At 46.1% G+C, this 18,364-nt stretch carries 18 protein-coding genes; 12 read left to right on the forward strand and 6 right to left on the reverse strand.

The genetic code is table 11. The features are described 5' to 3' along the window. Positions 1-239 precede the first annotated feature (239 nt). From rfaE2 to LG219_RS14095, 7 genes are all read left to right on the forward strand, one after another. Positions 240-746, forward strand: coding sequence for a D-glycero-beta-D-manno-heptose 1-phosphate adenylyltransferase (rfaE2, locus tag LG219_RS14065; RefSeq protein WP_226765134.1), 507 nt, complete (start codon positions 240-242; stop codon positions 744-746). Beyond that, positions 743-2,047, forward strand: a complete 1,305-nt coding sequence (locus tag LG219_RS14070; protein ID WP_226765086.1) for a mechanosensitive ion channel family protein — start codon at positions 743-745, stop codon at positions 2,045-2,047. The genes rfaE2 and LG219_RS14070 overlap by 4 nt, the downstream gene beginning before the upstream one ends. A gap of 82 nt (positions 2,048-2,129) precedes the next feature. Further along, positions 2,130-3,314, forward strand: coding sequence for a DesA family fatty acid desaturase (locus LG219_RS14075; RefSeq protein WP_226765087.1), 1,185 nt, complete (start codon positions 2,130-2,132; stop codon positions 3,312-3,314). Between the two features lie 83 nt (positions 3,315-3,397). Then, positions 3,398-3,748 (forward strand): RidA family protein, encoded by a 351-nt coding sequence (locus LG219_RS14080; RefSeq protein WP_226765088.1) that lies wholly within the window; start codon positions 3,398-3,400, stop codon positions 3,746-3,748. Between the two features lie 371 nt (positions 3,749-4,119). Next, the gene (locus LG219_RS14085; RefSeq protein WP_226765089.1) at positions 4,120-4,611 is read left to right on the forward strand and encodes a methylated-DNA--[protein]-cysteine S-methyltransferase; all 492 of its coding nucleotides are present in this window, start codon (positions 4,120-4,122) and stop codon (positions 4,609-4,611) included. Next, the gene (gene xerD / locus LG219_RS14090) at positions 4,601-5,530 is read left to right on the forward strand and encodes a site-specific tyrosine recombinase XerD (RefSeq protein WP_226765090.1); all 930 of its coding nucleotides are present in this window, start codon (positions 4,601-4,603) and stop codon (positions 5,528-5,530) included. The genes LG219_RS14085 and xerD overlap by 11 nt, the downstream gene beginning before the upstream one ends. Positions 5,531-5,605: 75 nt before the next feature. After that, positions 5,606-6,436 carry a mechanosensitive ion channel family protein gene (locus LG219_RS14095; RefSeq protein ID WP_226765091.1) on the forward strand — a complete coding sequence of 277 codons (831 nt, stop codon included), beginning with the start codon at positions 5,606-5,608 and terminating at the stop codon, positions 6,434-6,436. Positions 6,437-6,506: 70 nt separating this feature from the next. On the opposite strand, the gene clpA is transcribed toward LG219_RS14095, so the two are convergent. Further along, entirely contained in the window at positions 6,507-8,771 is a 2,265-nt protein-coding gene (gene clpA, locus LG219_RS14100; protein ID WP_226765092.1) for an ATP-dependent Clp protease ATP-binding subunit ClpA, read from the reverse strand. Further along, positions 8,768-9,079, reverse strand: coding sequence for an ATP-dependent Clp protease adapter ClpS (gene clpS, locus LG219_RS14105; protein ID WP_226765093.1), 312 nt, complete (start codon positions 9,077-9,079; stop codon positions 8,768-8,770). Before clpS ends, clpA begins: the two co-directional genes overlap by 4 nt. Positions 9,080-9,318: 239 nt before the next feature. On the opposite strand from clpS, the gene LG219_RS14110 reads away from it, so the two are divergent. Beyond that, on the forward strand, positions 9,319-9,522 hold the full coding sequence (locus LG219_RS14110; protein WP_173533122.1) for a cold-shock protein: 204 nt from the start codon (positions 9,319-9,321) through the stop codon (positions 9,520-9,522). Positions 9,523-9,651: 129 nt separating this feature from the next. Here the strand turns inward: LG219_RS14110 and icd are convergent, their stop codons facing one another. After that, positions 9,652-10,875: an NADP-dependent isocitrate dehydrogenase gene (icd, locus tag LG219_RS14115; protein WP_226765094.1), complete on the reverse strand. Its 1,224-nt coding sequence runs from the start codon at positions 10,873-10,875 to the stop codon at positions 9,652-9,654. A 131-nt stretch (positions 10,876-11,006) separates the two neighbouring features. Here icd and LG219_RS14120 point away from each other — a divergent pair, with 131 nt between their 5' ends. Continuing rightward, entirely contained in the window at positions 11,007-11,630 is a 624-nt protein-coding gene (locus tag LG219_RS14120) for a pseudouridine synthase (RefSeq protein WP_226765095.1), read from the forward strand. Between the two features lie 165 nt (positions 11,631-11,795). After that, positions 11,796-12,716, forward strand: a complete 921-nt coding sequence (locus tag LG219_RS14125; RefSeq protein ID WP_226765096.1) for a pseudouridine synthase — start codon at positions 11,796-11,798, stop codon at positions 12,714-12,716. Between the two features lie 34 nt (positions 12,717-12,750). Here the strand turns inward: LG219_RS14125 and LG219_RS14130 are convergent, their stop codons facing one another. Further along, positions 12,751-13,374, reverse strand: coding sequence for a helix-turn-helix transcriptional regulator (locus LG219_RS14130; protein ID WP_226765097.1), 624 nt, complete (start codon positions 13,372-13,374; stop codon positions 12,751-12,753). A 482-nt stretch (positions 13,375-13,856) separates the two neighbouring features. Between LG219_RS14130 and LG219_RS14135 the strand changes: the two genes are divergently transcribed. Next, entirely contained in the window at positions 13,857-15,278 is a 1,422-nt protein-coding gene (locus LG219_RS14135) for a cation:dicarboxylate symporter family transporter (protein ID WP_226765098.1), read from the forward strand. 150 nt (positions 15,279-15,428) lie between these two features. After that, a complete protein-coding gene (locus tag LG219_RS14140; protein WP_226765099.1) occupies positions 15,429-16,760 on the forward strand; it encodes a CoA-disulfide reductase in 1,332 nt (443 codons plus the stop codon). A 116-nt stretch (positions 16,761-16,876) separates the two neighbouring features. Here LG219_RS14140 and yaaA read toward each other — a convergent pair whose 3' ends face one another. Beyond that, entirely contained in the window at positions 16,877-17,641 is a 765-nt protein-coding gene (yaaA, locus tag LG219_RS14145) for a peroxide stress protein YaaA (RefSeq protein WP_226765100.1), read from the reverse strand. Between the two features lie 64 nt (positions 17,642-17,705). Further along, on the reverse strand, positions 17,706-18,335 hold the full coding sequence (locus LG219_RS14150) for a response regulator transcription factor (protein ID WP_173533130.1): 630 nt from the start codon (positions 18,333-18,335) through the stop codon (positions 17,706-17,708). Between the last annotated feature and the right edge of the window lie 29 nt (positions 18,336-18,364).

Below are 18,364 nucleotides of genomic sequence, written 5' to 3' on the forward strand. Positions count from 1 at the left end.
CGATGATAGTGCGGATTGCCCGTGTGAAAGTAGGTCATTGCCAGACTCCCCATACCAGAAAGCCCGATTCGAAAGAGTCGGGCTTTTTGCTGTTCGCTGCTTGTGTGGAAAATAAATTTGTATTTAATTCGAATTAAATTATGCATCATCAGGTCTTATTGCCTAGTGCGATAACTTTAACTTAGGTTAATATTCAAGCACTTAAGTATTGATCTCTATTTTTGATTAAAGGCACTTTAATGCAAAATTCCTTACCAATTTATCCTATGCCAGAATTTGAAAATAAATGCTGCCCGCCTGAATTATTGGCAGAAAGAATTCAGTTATTGACGCGCCCATTAGTTTTTACTAATGGCTGTTTTGATATTTTACATCGTGGACATGTGACCTATTTGGCTCAGGCTCGTGCTCTGGGATTAAGCTTGGTCGTTGCATTAAATACGGACGAGTCTGTTCGTCGCTTAGGAAAGGGGCAAGATCGTCCGATTAATTCATTAGCGCATCGCGCTGCGGTCATTGCAAGTCTGGGGGCTGTTGATTTGGTCACGTGGTTTGATGATGATACGCCGCTTAATTTAATTACCGTGATTCAACCCGAGGTGCTTGTTAAAGGTGGGGATTGGCAAGTAGATCAAATCGTGGGCAGCCGTGAAGTGTTACTACGGGGCGGGAGTGTCCATTCGATTCCTTTTTTATTTAATACATCAACAACCCAAACGCTAAAGAAAATCAGAGGTGATGAATGAGTTTAAATACAGAAAATGTGTTGTTTAACGTCGTTAAAGATATTAGGCATTTGGGGTTTTTTAGTACTGATTTTTTACTGCAAGTAGCTGTTTTATTGTCATGCTGGGGTTTAGCTTTTTTGGTCGTAAATCGAACTAAAAAGCGTGTTGCGGCGAAAAATTTTCGTTGGAAACTGGCTAATGATGGTATTCAGCGTTTATTATTTCCAATTTTAGCGCTTATTTTTGTTACTCTGGGCAATATTACATATCAAGTATTTGAAGGGCAAACGAGTTCATTATTACGCTTGGCTAATCTACTGATGGTTGGTTTGGTTAATATCCGTATTCTTGTTTATATTATTCGGCGAACGTTTGAAGGGGCGACATGGGTTCAGCGTTGGGAACGATATATTTCAGCGTTTATTTGGGTTGGCTATGTGCTGCATGTCGTTGGTATTTTGCCGCAAATATTAGAAGCTTTAGATGCCATTAGTTTTGATGCTGGGAAAGTTCATATTTCAATTCTCACCGTCATCCAAGGCTTATTGTCTGTTGGTGCGACTTTATTAATCGCAATGTGGGTTGGACGTTTAGTTGAACAACGTGTGATGGCCACCGATGTAATGGATATGAATGTTCGAGTGGTTCTTGTTAAAGTAATGCGATCATTGCTGGTTGTATTGGCCGTGCTTGCTTCTTTATCTATGGTTGGCATTGATTTAACAGTTCTATCTGTTTTTGGTGGTGCATTAGGTGTTGGTTTAGGCTTTGGTTTACAAAAAATTGCATCAAATTATGTTTCAGGTTTTATTATCTTGCTGGATCGTTCGATTAAATTGGGTGATTTAATTTCTGTGGATAATCGTCAAGGGATTATTAGTGGCTTAACTTCTCGTTATATTGTTTTAAAAGCACCGGATGGTACTGAAGCTTTAGTTCCAAATGACACCTTGATTTCACAAACGGTGGTGAACCAGTCATATAATGATCGCTCTGTATGGGTTGGTCTACCTATTCAAGTCGCATATAATTCAGATCTTGATCAAGTGATGAATATCATGACCGAGATTACAAAAGATGAGTCGCGGATTTTAAAATCGCCCGCGCCGGGGGCTTTTGTTACTGCATTTGCCGATAGTGGCATTAATTTAACATTAGGTTTTTGGTTAGCTGATCCAGAAAATGGCCAGATGGGTTTAAAATCTGATTTAAATATGAAAATTTGGCGAGCATTTAAAGCGAATAATATTGAGATTCCTTATCCTCGCCGTGATATTACGATTTTACCTGGGTCAATTTTACCAAATTCAAATATGTAATGCTGTTTTTTGATAGATGCTGAGTAAAATCTAGATTCTTTTTTAAAGTGAAATGGCATAAACATAGCACGAGGAATACAGTATGGAATGGCTTAATGGAATGATTGTTTTACCGTGGTGGGGCTATGTATTGGTTGTTCTCACGCTAACGCATATTACAATTGCATCAGTTACTATTTTTTTACATCGGCATCAAGCGCATCGTGCGCTGGATTTACATCCATTAATGAGTCATTTCTTCCGTTTCTGGCTGTGGTTAACGACGGCGCAAATTACAAAAGAATGGGCAGCGATTCATCGCAAACATCATGCAAAGTGTGAAACGATTGAGGATCCGCATAGCCCACAGATACTGGGAATTAAAAAAGTATTTTGGCAGGGCTGGGAGTTATATCGTGCAGAGGCTGCAAATTTAGAAACATTGCAAAAATATGGGCATGGTACGCCAGATGATTTTTTAGAGCGTAATTTGTATTCGCGCTATGCATCGTGGGGGCCTACTTTAATGGCCGTCATTGATGTATTACTGTTTGGGGTCAATGGCATTTGGATTTGGGCAATACAAATGTTATGGATTCCAGTAACGGCGGCTGGAATTATCAATGGCTTTGCACATTACTGGGGTTATCGTAATTTTGAAACTGAAGATGCCTCGACGAATTTAATGCCCTGGGGTATTTTGATCGGCGGTGAAGAATTACATAATAATCATCATACATTTGGTACGTCAGCTAAGTTATCCTACAAGTGGTTTGAGTTTGATATTGGTTGGCTATATATTCGGACGATGGCTATTTTGGGTTTAGCAAAAATTCGAAAAGTCGCACCTAAATTAAAAATGGCTGGCATTCGTCCTGAGCTCGATGAGCACGTAGTACAGGCGATTATTGCGAATCGATATGCAATTGCCGCGCATTATGCTCGAACTTTAAAACAAACGGTTGCTGCAGAAATTGAACATTTATCGGTAACGGCGGCATTACCCTCAATGAATTTTGATATTACAAAGCGGATGAAGCTTTGGTTAAAGCAAGATGCAAAAGATACTTCGGCGAGCGATAAAATTCATTTGGAATTAATTTTGGCGCAAAGTAAAGTGCTGGATCAGGTGTATCAAATGCGACAAGAATTAACGCGTATTTGGGAGCGATCAACATTGAATCGTCATGAATTAATTTTGCAGTTGCAAGATTGGTGTGTGCGTGCCGAAAATAGTGGCATTCAATCATTACGTGATTTTTCTTTGCGATTGCGTGCGGTTGCTTAAAGAAGTTTTTTTTAAAGAGTGTCATTATTGATTGAAGGCGAACCATGGGTTCGCCTTTTTATATTTATTTTGGAGAAAAAACAATGTCATCCATTCAACGTTACCATGTTGGCCCTCGTCTTTGTGAAACCGTGGTGCATAACAATACCGTTTATTTAGCAGGGCAGATTGCTGAAGATTTAGACAAAGATGCCTTAGGACAAACGGTTGAAGTTTTAGCGTGCATTGATCGCTTATTGGCTGAGGTGGGTTCAGATAAGACCAAAATTTTGCAGGTCACCATTTTTATCGCTGACATGGCTGATTTTGATGCGATGAATTTAGCTTGGAGTGAGTGGGTTCCCCAAGGACACACGCCTGCCAGAGCAACGGTACAAGCTCAGTTAGCCGATGCTCGCTATAAAGTGGAAATGACGGCGATTGCTGCGCTATAAATTGGGCGTTACGCGAAGCGTCTTTAATCATTAAGTCGTGTAGCGCGTGGATCTTGGATGGTCAGTGGCGTGCTGACGCTTCGAATTATGTTGGCATACTGAGTAGATTGACCTCCGTGCGAGATCAGTACTTTTTCTTAGTCATGGTATTGTGGCAGAAAAATGCTGTTGGGTTGCCCACTTTATGGCCGTAGTATATTGAGTGTAGCGACTTGAGCTGCCGGGCATAATCGACGGGTATGCATCCTGAGTACGCCTTGATTCGCCGCGAAAAACGCGCTAGCACGGCGAGAAATCCAACGTCAACAGACCCCAGGTATATCGCTGTAGGTATTAAATATTAAAGGCTTTAGCCATATACATAAGGAGTAATGATGATGTTTAGTCCGTCGTCGGATGCCGTGATTGCGACGCCTTTTGGGCGAATTGGTTTGAGCTTGATAGGGGACTCTTTAAGCGCCGTGGATTTTTTGGTTGCCGCAACCCCATTAAAAACGAGTCATCATCCTTTATTGCATGAGGCAAAGCGGCAGATTTCGGCTTATTTTAATGAACCTAAATTTGTTTTTGATTTGCCGTATCAACTCAATGGTACGCCGCATCAACTGAAAGTCTGGCAGGCCATCGCACAGATTCCGGCAGGTGAGGTGCTGACTTATTCCGAGATTGCTCGGCGTTGTGCATCAAGTCCGCGAGCCGTTGGTGGCGCTTGTGGCCGTAACCCCATGCCATTGCTGATTCCTTGTCATCGGGTGGTGGCAATGCATGGTCTTGGTGGTTTTAATGCCAACCGAAATGGCCTCGATTGGTTGCCAATCAAGCGCTGGTTATTACAGCATGAAGGTGTGATTGATGGCCAATAAAGCGCCTTTACCAATGATCGCCGACAGTGAGATGGCGTTGATCAACCAGTTTTTAGACGCCATTTGGCTCGGCGATGGTTTGGCGAGCAATACGATTGAGAGTTATCGTCGTGACTTGCTGATTTGGGCTGCTTGGTTAGCCAGTGAGCGTGCGCACAGTTTATTGAGTGCTGATCGCGATGCGATGCAGGCATTTTTAGCTCGGCAATCTCGCGATATGAAGGCCTCGACCTTGGCTAGGCGAATGGCCAGTTTGCGTAAATTTTATCGGCAAGCTTTGCTCAATGGGCAAATTACAGTAGACCCAACGGCTGAGTTAACCTCGCCGCGTCGAGTTCGACCGCTCCCTAAAGCGCTGCCAGAGGCGAGTATTGCTGCTTTATTGGCTGCTCCGGATATAAATTTGACTGCTGGCTTACGTGATCGAGCCATGCTTGAGCTAATGTATGCCACAGGATTACGCGTGACGGAGCTGGTTGAGCTGTCAGTGAATCAGCTTTTTCTACGTGAAAAATACATTCGGGTGATGAATGGTAAAGGAGGAAAGCAGCGGTTGGTGCCGATCGGCGAGTGGGCCGCACAATGGCTCGAGCGTTATCTGACTGAGGCGCGTTTATTACTATTAAAAAATGCTGCGCAAGCTACGTTGTTTTTAAATCAACGTGGTGAGCCACTTACTCGACAAGGTTGCTGGTTTATTATTAAGCAATATGCAGTACAGGCAAATATACCCGCAGAGTTGCTCAGTCCGCATGTTTTAAGACACGCATTTGCCACTCATTTACTGAATCATGGCGCTGATTTGCGGGTAGTACAAATGTTATTGGGTCATTCTGACATAACTACTACACAAATTTACACGCAGGTTGCATCAGCTAGGTTGAAAACACTGCATCAAACTAACCACCCGAGAGGGTAAATGATTTGATGTTTTATGCTAATCGGATAAGCTTTTAAGGTTGCCAATCGGTGGCACTTACATTGGAGCATTAAGATGGATACAAGCTTGATTAGCAAATACCAAGATATCCTCATGGGGTATGTTGCTGAGTTTGGTGTAAAAATTCTCGCCGGCATTGCTTTTTGGGTGATTGGGCGCTGGCTGATTGGCATGGTGGTGCGGTTTATTCAGGCCGGATTAGTTCGGCAGAAAGTGGATGCGACTGTTTTGCGCTATGTGGGTTCTGCAGTGACCGTGTTGTTGAATGTGTTGTTAGTGATTGGTATTTTGGGTTACTTCGGCATTCAAACCACGACTTTTGCGGCTTTGCTTGCTGCCGTAGGGCTTGCAGTGGGGATGGCGTGGTCAGGGTTGTTGGCTAATTTTGCCGGTGGTGCATTTTTAATTGTATTGCGACCTTTTAAAGTCGGCGACATGATCACTGCAGGTGGTGTAACGGGGGTAGTACATGAAGTGGGGTTATTTTCGTCAACGATTATGACGCCAGATAATGTACTGACTTTTGTCGGTAATAATAAAATCTTTACGGATAATATTCAGAATTACACCGCAACCAAATATCGTCGAGTGGATTTAAAAGCGCAGCTCTCAGGCGCTGCGGATGCTGAAAAAGCGATTGCCTTACTGAAAGCGGCGATCGCGAAGATTCCAAATGTGATGGTTGAGCCTGGTGTTGAGATTGAAGTGCTTGAATTTCAATTAGTCGGCCCCGTTCTTGCTGTGCGTCCGTATTGCCATAATGATCATTACTGGCAAGTTTATTTCCAAGCAAATAAAGCGATTTTAGATACCTTGGCCACGTTTCCAGCGCCAACGCCATCGCACTTGGTGGTGGTTCAGCAAAAAGAAAGCACGGCACAATAATGCAGTTTGCTACAACATAAAAAAACCCGCAGATTTTAGTTCTGCGGGTTTTTTATTGCATGAGGGGGTATTAGGCTGAAACCTTTTCTAGCTCTGGTAAATTGAGCAATACCTTGCCATCGCTATCAATATCAATGGTGACTTCTCCACCGCCAGCTAAACGTCCAAATAGCAATTCGTCTGCGAGCGCTTTGCGAATGGTGTCTTGAATCAACCTGGCCATTGGTCGCGCGCCCATTTGCGGGTCAAAACCATGTTTGGCAAGGTAGTCTTTGAGTGCATCAGTGAAATGCGCTTCGACTTTTTTCTCGTGCAATTGCGCTTCGAGCTGCATGAGGAATTTCTCGACAACTTGCAAAATGATGGTATGGGTTAATGAGGCAAAAGGAATGATGGCATCAATACGATTACGAAACTCTGGCGTAAACAGGCGCTTGATTTCCTGCATTTCATCGCCAGCTTCTTTTTTATTGGTAAAGCCAATCGCTGATTTACCCAGCATTTCGGCACCGGCATTGGTGGTCATGATGATGACAACATTACGGAAATCGGCTTTACGGCCATTGTTGTCAGTCAGTGTGCCGTGATCCATTACCTGTAATAAAACATTATAAATATCCGGATGCGCTTTTTCGATTTCATCCAGTAATAAGATCGAGTAAGGATGTTTATTCACAGCCTCGGTGAGTAAACCGCCTTGCTCATAACCCACGTATCCCGGCGGCGCACCGATTAAACGGCTGACGGCGTGCCGCTCCATATATTCCGACATATCAAAGCGAATGAGCTCGATGCCCATCGTATAAGCTAATTGACGGGCGACCTCGGTCTTACCAACGCCGGTTGGTCCAGAAAACAAGAATGAGCCGATGGGTTTGAGTGGATTACCTAAGCCAGCTCGGGCCATTTTGATTGATGTGGCGAGCACTTCAATGGCTTTTTCTTGGCCAAAAACGACATTACGCAAATCACGCTCGAGCGTTTTAAGTGTGTCTTTATCATTGCTCGATACCGATTTGGGCGGAATTCGAGCAATTTTAGCAATGATGTCTTCGATTTCACCTTTACCAATGGTTTTCTTTTGCTTTGAACGCGGTAATATTTTTTGCGCTGCACCGGCTTCGTCAATCACATCAATGGCTTTATCGGGTAAATGACGATCATTGATATATTTTGCAGATAATTCAGCGGCAGTGCTCAGCGCTGCTTGGGTGTATTTCACGCCATGGTGCTGTTCAAATTTATCTTTCAAACCTTTTAAAATTTCAATTGTTTGTTCAATACTTGGTTCAAGCACATCGATTTTTTGGAAACGACGTGAGAGCGCATTGTCTTTTTCAAAAATACCGCGATATTCATTATAAGTTGTGGCACCAATACATTTTAACGTGCCATTGGATAACGCCGGCTTGAGTAAATTTGAGGCGTCCAGAGTGCCACCAGATGCCGCACCAGCACCAACGAGGGTATGAATTTCATCAATAAATAGGATGGCATTGCGCTCGTCAGCTAATTGTTTAATCACGGCCTTGAGGCGTTGTTCAAAATCACCACGGTATTTTGTGCCGGCGAGAAGAGCGCCCATATCCAGTGTATAGACAGTGGCATCGGCCAAAATGTCAGGAACTTGCCCCTCGACGATGCAACGGGCTAAACCATCGGCAATCGCCGTTTTGCCAACACCGGCTTCGCCGACTAAGAGTGGGTTATTTTTGCGGCGACGGCATAAAGTTTGAATCACCCGTTCAAGCTCAGCGTCACGGCCAATAAGTGGGTCTATTTTCCCAGCTAAGGCCTGCTCATTCATATTTTGGGTGTAGCTTTCGAGTGCGCCGCCAGAGCTGGCCTCTGTTTCCCCGTCTTCATTGGGCTCAGTGCGAGGCGCTGCTGGTTGGCTCGTGGCTGATTTACTTATGCCATGGGCGATGTAATTAACCACATCAAGACGCGTGATGCCTTGTTGATGTAAAAAATACACCGCATGGCTGTCTTTTTCGCCAAAAATCGCCACCAGTACATTCGCACCAGTCACTTCTTTTTTGCCTGAAGATTGCACGTGCAAAATAGCGCGCTGAATGACGCGTTGAAAGCCAATTGTGGGCTGGGTTTCCACTTCACTGCTGCCAGATACCACAGGGGTATGCTCAGTGACAAAATCTCCAAGCTGACGACGCAGTTCTTCTAGGTTGGCGCCACAGGCTTTAATGACATCAATGGCTGAAGGATTGTCGAGCAGAGCGAGTAATAAATGCTCCACAGTAATGTATTCGTGGCGTTTTTGTCTGGCATCCATAAATGCCATGTGTAGGCTTACTTCAAGTTCTTGGGCGATCATTGACTCACCTCCATAATGCATTGCAACGGATGCTGATGCGCCCGAGCATACTGTGTAACTTCAGCTACTTTCGTTGCCGCAATATCTTGAGGATAAACCCCACAAATACCACGACCCTCTGTGTGGACTTTCAGCATAATTTGGTTGGCCTTTTCGCTGGGCATCGCAAAAAATTGCTGTAATACATCAATCACGAAGTCCATTGGCGTGTAATCGTCATTGAGTAGCACCACTTGCCACATCGGTGGTGGAGCAGTACGAACTGCTGCGTCTTTGAGTTCGGTCTCGTTCTGATGTTGGATCGCCATTGTTTTATCTTAGTCCCTTATCATTCTTTATTTTGGCGCTCACCACGATTTTTTCAAGCGTGAATGCAATACCACAGTGTGCCGCGTATCTATTATTTATGCTTGACCTTATGTGTCAAAGTGGCGTAAAAAGTTATACATGTTTGTTTTGGGATGCCCACGACAAACCGGTTTACCGATTTTGTACTTTAGTACGATCGGCAATTTATTTTATTTTTGTTATTCAGGATGTCCTCAACATGGCATTAGGTACTGTTAAGTGGTTCAATGATTCTAAAGGCTTTGGCTTTATTACTCCAGACGAAGGCGGCGAAGATCTTTTCGCTCATTTCTCTGCGATCAACATGCCAGGCTTCAAAACATTGAAAGAAGGCCAACGTGTCTCTTTCGATATCACTCAAGGTCAGAAAGGCAAGCAAGCTGGTAACATCCAAGCTGCTTAATTTTCGCTTTAAGTGAAAACAAAAGCCCGCCTCGGCGGGTTTTTTGTTGTGGTGATACTAAAATATGATGCATAAACGTAAAAAACCCCTGCCATTGACAGGGGTTTGAATGTCAAACACGCATTGGGTTTACATGCGAGCGATCATGGCTTTACCAAAGGCCGAGCAAGACACTTCTTGTGCATCATCCATCAAGCGCGCGAAGTCATAAGTCACCACTTTGTCTTGAATCGTTTTGCCCATGGCTTCGATGATTTTATCTGCAGCTTCAGTCCAACCCATGTGACGCAACATCATTTCTGCCGACAAGATGATTGAACCTGGGTTCACTTTATCTTGGCCAGAGTATTTTGGAGCAGTGCCATGAGTCGCTTCAAAGCAAGCGATATTGTCTGACAAGTTAGCACCCGGAGCGATACCGATACCGCCCACTTCTGCAGCCAAGGCGTCAGAAATGTAGTCGCCGTTCAGGTTCAACGTTGCGATTACATCGTAGTCAGCTGGACGCAACAAGATTTGTTGCAAGAATGCATCTGCGATCACGTCTTTGATGACGATGCCGTTTGGCAATTGCATCCATGGGCCGCCGTCGATCTCAACCGCGCCGAATTCATTTTTCGCGAGCTCATAGCCCCAAGTACGGAACATGCCTTCGGTAAACTTCATGATGTTACCTTTGTGAACCAAGGTAACACTGCGACGGTTGTTGTCGATGGCGTATTGAATTGCTTTGCGAACTAGGCGCTCAGTACCTTCTTTCGATACTGGTTTGATACCGATCGATGAAGTTTCTGGGAAACGGATTTTAGTTACGCCCATTTCTTTTTGTAAGAATTCGATGACTTTTTTCGCGCCTTCAGACTCAGCATCCCACTCGATACCGGCGTAGATGTCTTCGGTGTTTTCACGGAAGATGGTCATGTCAACGCGTTCTGGGTGCTTCACTGGCGATGGTACGCCTTGGAAGTAGCGCACTGGGCGTAAGCAAACGTAAAGATCCAAGTTTTGACGCAATGCCACGTTCAATGAACGGATGCCGCCGCCTACTGGCGTTGCCAATGGGCCTTTAATTGAAACCACGTATTCTTTTAATGCATCGAGGGTTTCTTGTGGCAGATATGAGCCATCAGCGTACAATTTAGAGGCTTTCTCGCCGCAATAGATTTCCATCCAGTGGATTTTACGGTCTTCGCCGTAGCACTTTTTCACAGCGGCATCGACAACATCGATCATCACTGGGGTGATATCCACGCCAATACCATCACCTTCGATAAATGGGATGATAGGATTGTTTGGCGTTGCTAGGTTAGGAACGATCTTTTCGCCCCCTTGTGGGACTTTGATTAGACTCATCGGGCACACCTGTGAATTCAGTGGTTGAAAACGTTCACCGCAAGCTTATTAAAATTTTTGTCGCGGTAAAAACCGAACTATTATCACAGGTTTACCGCCATTCTGCCAAGATTTACTAGACAATTGTTGCCATGCCTAAATTGATTTTATTTAACAAGCCTTACGGTGTTATTTGCCAGTTTTCACCGAGCCCTCCTCATCAATGTTTGGCTGATTACGTTTCCGTGAAAGCTGTCTATGCTGCTGGTCGTTTAGATACCGACTCTGAAGGACTGTTATTGCTTACGGGGGATGGTGCTTTACAGCACAAAATAACCGACCCGAAGCATAAACTGGTCAAAACCTATTGGGTGCAAGTTGAAGGCATCCCTGACGAAGCGGCGCTGGCGGCATTGCGCGCGGGAGGTTTAGATTTGGGGGATTTTAAAACGCTGCCTGCTGAGGCACGTGTGATTGCGCAGCCCGAATTGATCTGGCCGCGCGTGCCGCCGATTCGTGAGCGCGCCGCGATTCCGACGTCGTGGCTAGAAATTAAAATTGCCGAAGGCAAAAATCGTCAAGTACGGCGGATGACTGCAAAAGTAGGGTATCCAACGCTACGCCTTATTCGTTATGCGATAGGGCCATATACCCTTGATGATATTGAATTGGGGCAGTGGATTGAACTGAGTGTACCTGCGGTGCATATTCCGACACCTAAACCTGCTGGCAAACCGAAACAACGCGGCCGCCGTGGGCCAAATAAGGTACGTTAATGCTGCAGAAAAAAATCTTTCAACGCAGAGACGCAGCGGCGCAGAGGAAAAGTAAGGGTGGGGAGCACCTCTGCATCGTCTCGTTGATTCCTGATGAAATTAGTGTTCATTTTTTTCTCCGCGCCTCTGCGCCTCTGCGTCGGAGTTTCAATGCGAGGTCGATAAATGGCTAAACCCATCGCTCCGATTCCGCATAAAGACGGCATCGCGCCGAGTTTTGTTGGTCTGCCACAAGGCGACTGGCCGCTGGTGCTGGATTTTTTGATTGCGCGTTTTCCCCATGTTGCGGCGGAGGATATTCGTGGTCGTTTGCTGCGCGGCGAAGTCGTTGATGAAGCTGGCACGCCGTATGCTGTCGATTCACCGTATCGCGCCGGTACGGTGCTGTGGTATTACCGCCCGCAGCCCGAACCGCTCACGGTGCCGTTTGCCGAAACCATTTTGTATCAAGACGATATTTTGCTAGTGGTCGATAAACCGCACTTTTTGCCGGTGACGCCGGTTGGGCGTTATGCGCTGGAAAATCTGCAAACGCGCTTGCGGCAGCGTTTAGATAATCCTGAGATTACGACGTTGCATCGGTTGGATAAAGAAACCGCTGGCGTAATTTTATTTTGCCAACAGCCCGCGCATCGCCATGCTTATCACGCGCTATTTGAATCACGGCAAGTGCAAAAAACCTATGAAGCCATCGCTGGGTTTCGTCGCGATTTAGTTTTGCCTTATGTACATCACAGCCGCATCGAAAATCGCGACGACGCGTTTACCGTGCAGGAAGTGGCTGGCGCGCCCAATAGTGAAACCGCGATTGAGCTGATTGAGCAGCGTGGTGACTACGCGCATTATCGTCTTGCGCCGCATACCGGTCGCAAACATCAACTGCGCGTACATCTAGCTGGGTTGGGCATTCCGATTGTGAACGACGCATGGTATCCCGAGCTGATGCCCGATAAAGGCAACGATTTCTCGTCGCCGCTGCAATTGTTGGCCAGAACGATTGAATTTATCGATCCTGTTACGGGTGAGGCGCGGCAGTTTAGTAGTCAGCGCGCCTTGGTTTGGCCTGCGCCGTCGATGATGTCGTAAGGCGCAAGGATGAGCGCTCAATCGATGTTAAGACTTAACTATTTTTTAAATAGCGATACAACGTCGGCTCGGAAATTTCGAGGATTTGGGCGGTTTTGGCGACAAAACCGCGAATCGAGAATAGGCCTCGCTGCTCTAAATCTTTGACCACTTGCGATTTTTCTTCGGCAGACATCCGCGATGGCGTGATTGGATATTGCTCTAGTACGCTTTGCAAAATATCTTGACCCACATCATCGACCGACATCGAGAGCGATTCTTGATGGCTTTGCTCTGGCTCATTGGGCATCAGTTTACGCAGCGCTTCTTGCACATCGAGCAGTCTTTTATCATCGGTATTGATGCACAGCATCGCGGCGGGCTCGCCGTTCTCACCTTTAATAATCAGCGTTGAGGAGCGCAATAAAACGCCGCGATGGGTTTTGCTGCGGTAATTGAGTTTGTAGCTCTCGCCATCAGACTGCCGATATTCTTGCACCATGCGTAAAGCCAAATCCGTCGCGGGTGCGCCAATTTGACGCCCAGAAAGGTGACCATTACTTATCGCAACCAAGGAGGCATTGATATTGGCAAGATCGTGAACCACGACTTCAGAGTCTTCACCCAATACACCGGCAATGAAGTTTACGAGCAACTGGGCATCAATCTGTATTTTCATCGCTTTAGCATTAAATAAAATTTATCTTGTTAAGATTCTAACAATCTTTTTAATAAAAAACCAATCAAAACAATGGCTTTAAGTTAGTTGTTCTGTGTGGTTTTGAGGTTAAATCAACGTTATTGTTCGGTTTTTTGCTGAAAGATCAGTGATCTTTCTGATTCTTTTAATGAGATGATGTCGAGATAATCAAGTCGACGGCTGTTGTTGATAATAAATTATCATCATGAATGGTTTTTTGCAGAAACGGCGAAAGACTTGATTTGGGTCAAGTGAATGCAGTGCAAATCCCATTATCTTGATGCTAGGGAACGGATTGTAGGCATGTAAACCACAAGATTACATGGGGCTAAAGATGGTTTGCTTGGGTAATGAAAGCGTAATGGCCTCAATACTTTGCCACAGACCCATGCTCGATAATCCGTCATTCAATAATGGTGAATTAAAAAACGCTTTAATTTTTGTAAAAAGAGGCTCTAACAATGCATGACACCAGCCACGCCATATTTCACGGGGTATTTTTTGAGAATTTCTTATCAATTACTCACTATCAAACACTGATTGCCATTGCGCTGTTGTTGGCTTCGTTCTGGGTATTAAAGCAATTACAAAACAAAAAAATTGATTTCTCCAAGCGCATGTTGGTGAGTTTAGTTTTGGGTTCAGGTTTAGGTTTGCTGGTGCAAGCATCGGTTGGTTTTCCTGAGCAGGCCAATACGTGGATGCAAGAAACGGCAACGTGGTATGGCTTAGCAGGGCGCGCCTTTATTGCCTTTATCCGTATGCTGGTGATTCCGCTGATTTTTGTCTCGATTGTTAAAGTGATTTTGGATTTTTCTGGCAAAGAAGACCTACCTAAAATCGCTTTTCGGGGGATTTTCTGGTTGCTGTTTACGACCGCACTGGCCTGCGTACTGGGTATTGTATTGGCCAATGCATTTGGTCTAGGTTATGGCGTGAGTGCGGTGACCGGCACGGCAGAGATCAAGCAATATACCAATTTGGTCGATACGATTGTTCGCTTGATTCCAAGCAATATCGTCGTGGCAATGCACGGTGAAAACATTGTTGGCTTGGTGATTTTCTCTGCCTTGCTAGGGGTGGCTGCAACTCGGATGGAAAAGAAAAATCCCGAAGTGATTGGCGCGTTTAAAACTTTGATTTTCGGCCTGCATAAAATCGTGATGTCGGTGGCGATGACGGTGATTAAATTTATGCCGTACGCCGTGGTGGCTTTGTTGGCCCGCACGATTGTCAGCAATGGTATTCCAGCGATTTTAGAAGTCTCTAGCTTTGTTGCTGCCATTTATATTGCGATGGCTTTGATTATGCTGTTGCACATCATCATTGTTGCGCTGCATGGCGTGTCACCCACGATGTTTGTTAAAAAATCAATCGGCACTTGGTTGATGGCGTTCACTAGCCGCTCTTCAGTGGGCACTTTGCCGATGACGATTTCAACGCTGACTAATCGTATGGGGGTGAATAGTGGCACTTCTAACTTGGTGGGTTCACTCGGTAGTACCATTGGTATGAATGGCTGCGCCGGTTTCTTCCCGGCGATGATCGTGGTGATGGTGGCGCATATGGTGGGGATTGAAACCAATCTGCAGTTTTACATCATGATGTTGATTGTGGTGACGATTGGTTCAATTGGGATCGCCGGTATTCCAGGCACGGCCACCGTGGCGGCAACGATTGCCTTGTCGGGTATGGGCATGGGTGAACATTTTGCACTGATTGGTATGGTGTTGGCGATTGATCCGGTGATCGATATGGCGCGTACCTTGGCCAATGTATCCGGAACGATGTCTGCCGCGGTAGCGACAGATCGCGAAATGGGCTTAATGGATATGGATGTATTTAATGATCCCAATGCCGGTTTAGATGGCGAAGAAGCTTAAGTTAGACTGAGCGAAATGAGAGCGGCATGGGGGTATCGAGTCTCGATGCGACCTTGCCGCTCGAATTGTTTTTAAGGGCTCAATCGGTCAAGCCGGTCAGTGTATTGATTGAAATCAGAGCCGATGGCTCGCAATCCATGGAGTAACACAATGAATTATTTAATCTTGGGTGCGAATGCAGCAGGGATGTCGGCGGCAGTACGAATTTTAAAGTTTGATAAAACCGCCAATATCACGGTATTAGAAAAGAGCGATGTGGTGTCTTTTGGCGCCTGCGGGATTCCTTATTTTGTGGGCGGTGAATTTAAAGACATCGAACAAATGACGGCGCGCTCTTTGGCGGAATTCACCCAAATTGGCATTGATGTGCGCTGTTTGCATACGGTGACTGGGCTGGATGCGGCCAGTAAAACCGTGACCGCAGTCAATGCCGAGCAGCAAACGCAAACCTTTACCTACGATAAGCTGTTGATTGCCGTTGGCGCGTCGCCCGTGCAGCCACCGATTCAAGGCTTAAACACACAAAACGTCTTTACCATGCACTCTAAACGCGATGCTCAGTTGATCGTTGATCAGTTAGAGCAAGTGCAAAACGTGGTGGTGATTGGCAATGGTTTTATTGGTCTTGAGGCCAGTGAAGCATTGCGTGAGCAGGGCAAAAACGTCACTTTGATTGGTCTATCGGGCCGGGTGCTGGAAACCATTTTTGATGCTGAAATCAGTACGATTTTAGAAGACTCACTCCAGCGCCATGGCGTTAATCTACGCAATAGCGAAATGGTGACTGAACTGGTGAGCGAACAAGGCCGCGTGCATCAGGTGGTGAGCAATCTGGGGCAATATCCCGCCGATATGGTGATCGTCGCGGCGGGGTTTAAACCCAATACCGACTTTTTAGCGAGCAGTGGTTTAACCTTGTCGGCGCAAGGCGCCATTGTGATTGATGCTCAATGCCAAACCAATTTGCCGGATGTTTACGCCGCAGGCGATTGTGCGACAGTACCGCACCGCATCAGCGGTACGGCGTATATTCCATTGGCCACGACCGCCAATAAGCTAGGGCGGATTGTGGGTGAAGTGATGGCTGGGCAGCCAAGTCAATTTATTGGCACTTTGGGTTCTAGCGGCATTCGCGTGTTTGATATTGAAGCAGGCCGCACTGGGATTACTGAGCAAGAAGCGCAGCAGCAAAATATCGATTACCGCACCGTTTGGATTAAAGATAAAAACCACACCGATTACGTGGCAGCGCAAAGTGAAATGTGGGTCAAACTGATTTATGAGCGCAGCACGCGCCGTTTACTCGGTGGCCAAGTGTGCGGCGCTTATCTCGGTGGTGCGGTGCACCGCGTTGATGCTTTGGCGGTCGCAGTGTATAGCGGCATCACGGTTGAAGAGCTGGGCTTTATGGATTTCATTTACGCGCCGCCATTTGCGAGAACGTGGAATGTTCTGAATATCGCCGGTAACGTGGCCAAGTAAGTCACCGTCACCTGTCGCAATAAAAAAACCGCACCAGTCAACAGGTGCGGTTTTTTTATTGTATGGGTATTGCTCGCTAGCTAATGTTAAATAAGCTCCGCAGCGATATACCCTTACTATTCTGCCATGCGGCGGAAAACCCAGCGTTGTTGCTCGCTATTGCTAGCGTCAAAAGCATAGCCATCCAAATCAAAATGCTTTAGATCATTGGCGTGGGTAATGGCATTGAGCGCGGCGTAGCGCACCATTAGGCCACGCGCACGTTTGGCGTAGAAGCTGATGATTTTGTATTGACCGTTTTTAAAGTCTTCAAAAATCGGCGTAATCACCGGCGCGTTTAATTTTGCTGGGCGAATCGCTTTGAAATATTCTTCGCTGGCCAAATTAACAATTTCTTGCTGCTCAAGCTCATTCACCGCTTCGGTAAGGGTGTCGCCCCAGAAATCATATAAATTTTTGCCGCGCGGATTGCTCAGCTTGGTGCCCATTTCTAGGCGGTAGGCTTGCATCAAATCATGCGGGCGCAATAGCCCGTATAGACCCGACAAAATACGCAGATGTTGCGCCAGATACGCATGTTGCTCGATGGAGAGTTGCTCGGCAGCCAGACCGGTATAGACATCGCCCATAAAAGCCAATACCGCCGCTTTGGCGTTTTCGGGGTTAAAGTCGGCTTGCCATGAATGATAACGGCCAAAATTGAGCGTGGCTAAGGGATCGGACAGCTTCATCAGCTGGGCAATATCGGCGGGCGTTTTTTGTCGCAACACGTCGATTAATTGCTGCGATTGCGCTAAAAAATCGGGCGTCGTCTGCGGCAGACCCGCTGGCGTGGGGCGAGTGTAATCCAGCGTTTTCGCTGGTGAAATCAGCATTAGCACAACAAAATCCTTGAGGTATTGAGTTGTAGCCCATAATCAATATGGGCTACAGGGTCATACGGTATTAATGTGGTTCTACGCCGGCATCGCGTAAGCGTGCCGCGAGTTCCATTGCAGTTTTAACCTGCATTTTTTCTAAAATCCGCGCCCGATGCACTTCGACGGTTTTCATTGAAATCGACAAATCATCAGCGATTTGTTTATTCAAGCGACCCGTGAGTATCAATTTCATTACTTCGCGCTCGCGCGGCGTGAGGCAGGCCAAACGCTGATCAACTGCCGTTCGCGTTTGCCATTCTTCGCGGCTGAGCTGATCTTGCGATAAGCAGCTTTCGACTAAATCAACGATGTCATTGTCCGAAAATGGTTTTTCGATAAAGTCGGCGGCGCCTTGTTTGAGCGCCGCCACCGCCATTGGCACGTCGCCGTGGCCAGTAAGAAAAATAATCGGCGGGCAATAATTAAACGCTTGTAGCTTATTGAATAACTCTAAGCCGCCCATGCCCGGCATCCGTACATCGAGCACCAGGCTGCCGTAATCTTCTGGACGGTAGCTGGCTAATAGGTCTTCAGCGCTGGCAAAGGTATTGACTTGATGATTACGGGTAGAGAATAACCAAGATAGCGCGTCGCGAATCGCGTCGTCATCATCCACAATGGCGATTTTTCGGGTATTTGGGCGATCAAGGTTCATAAATTGAATGCTCCTGCAGTGAATAACGA

Source organism: Deefgea salmonis, assembly GCF_020531905.1.
GTDB lineage: Bacteria > Pseudomonadota > Gammaproteobacteria > Burkholderiales > Chitinibacteraceae > Deefgea > Deefgea salmonis.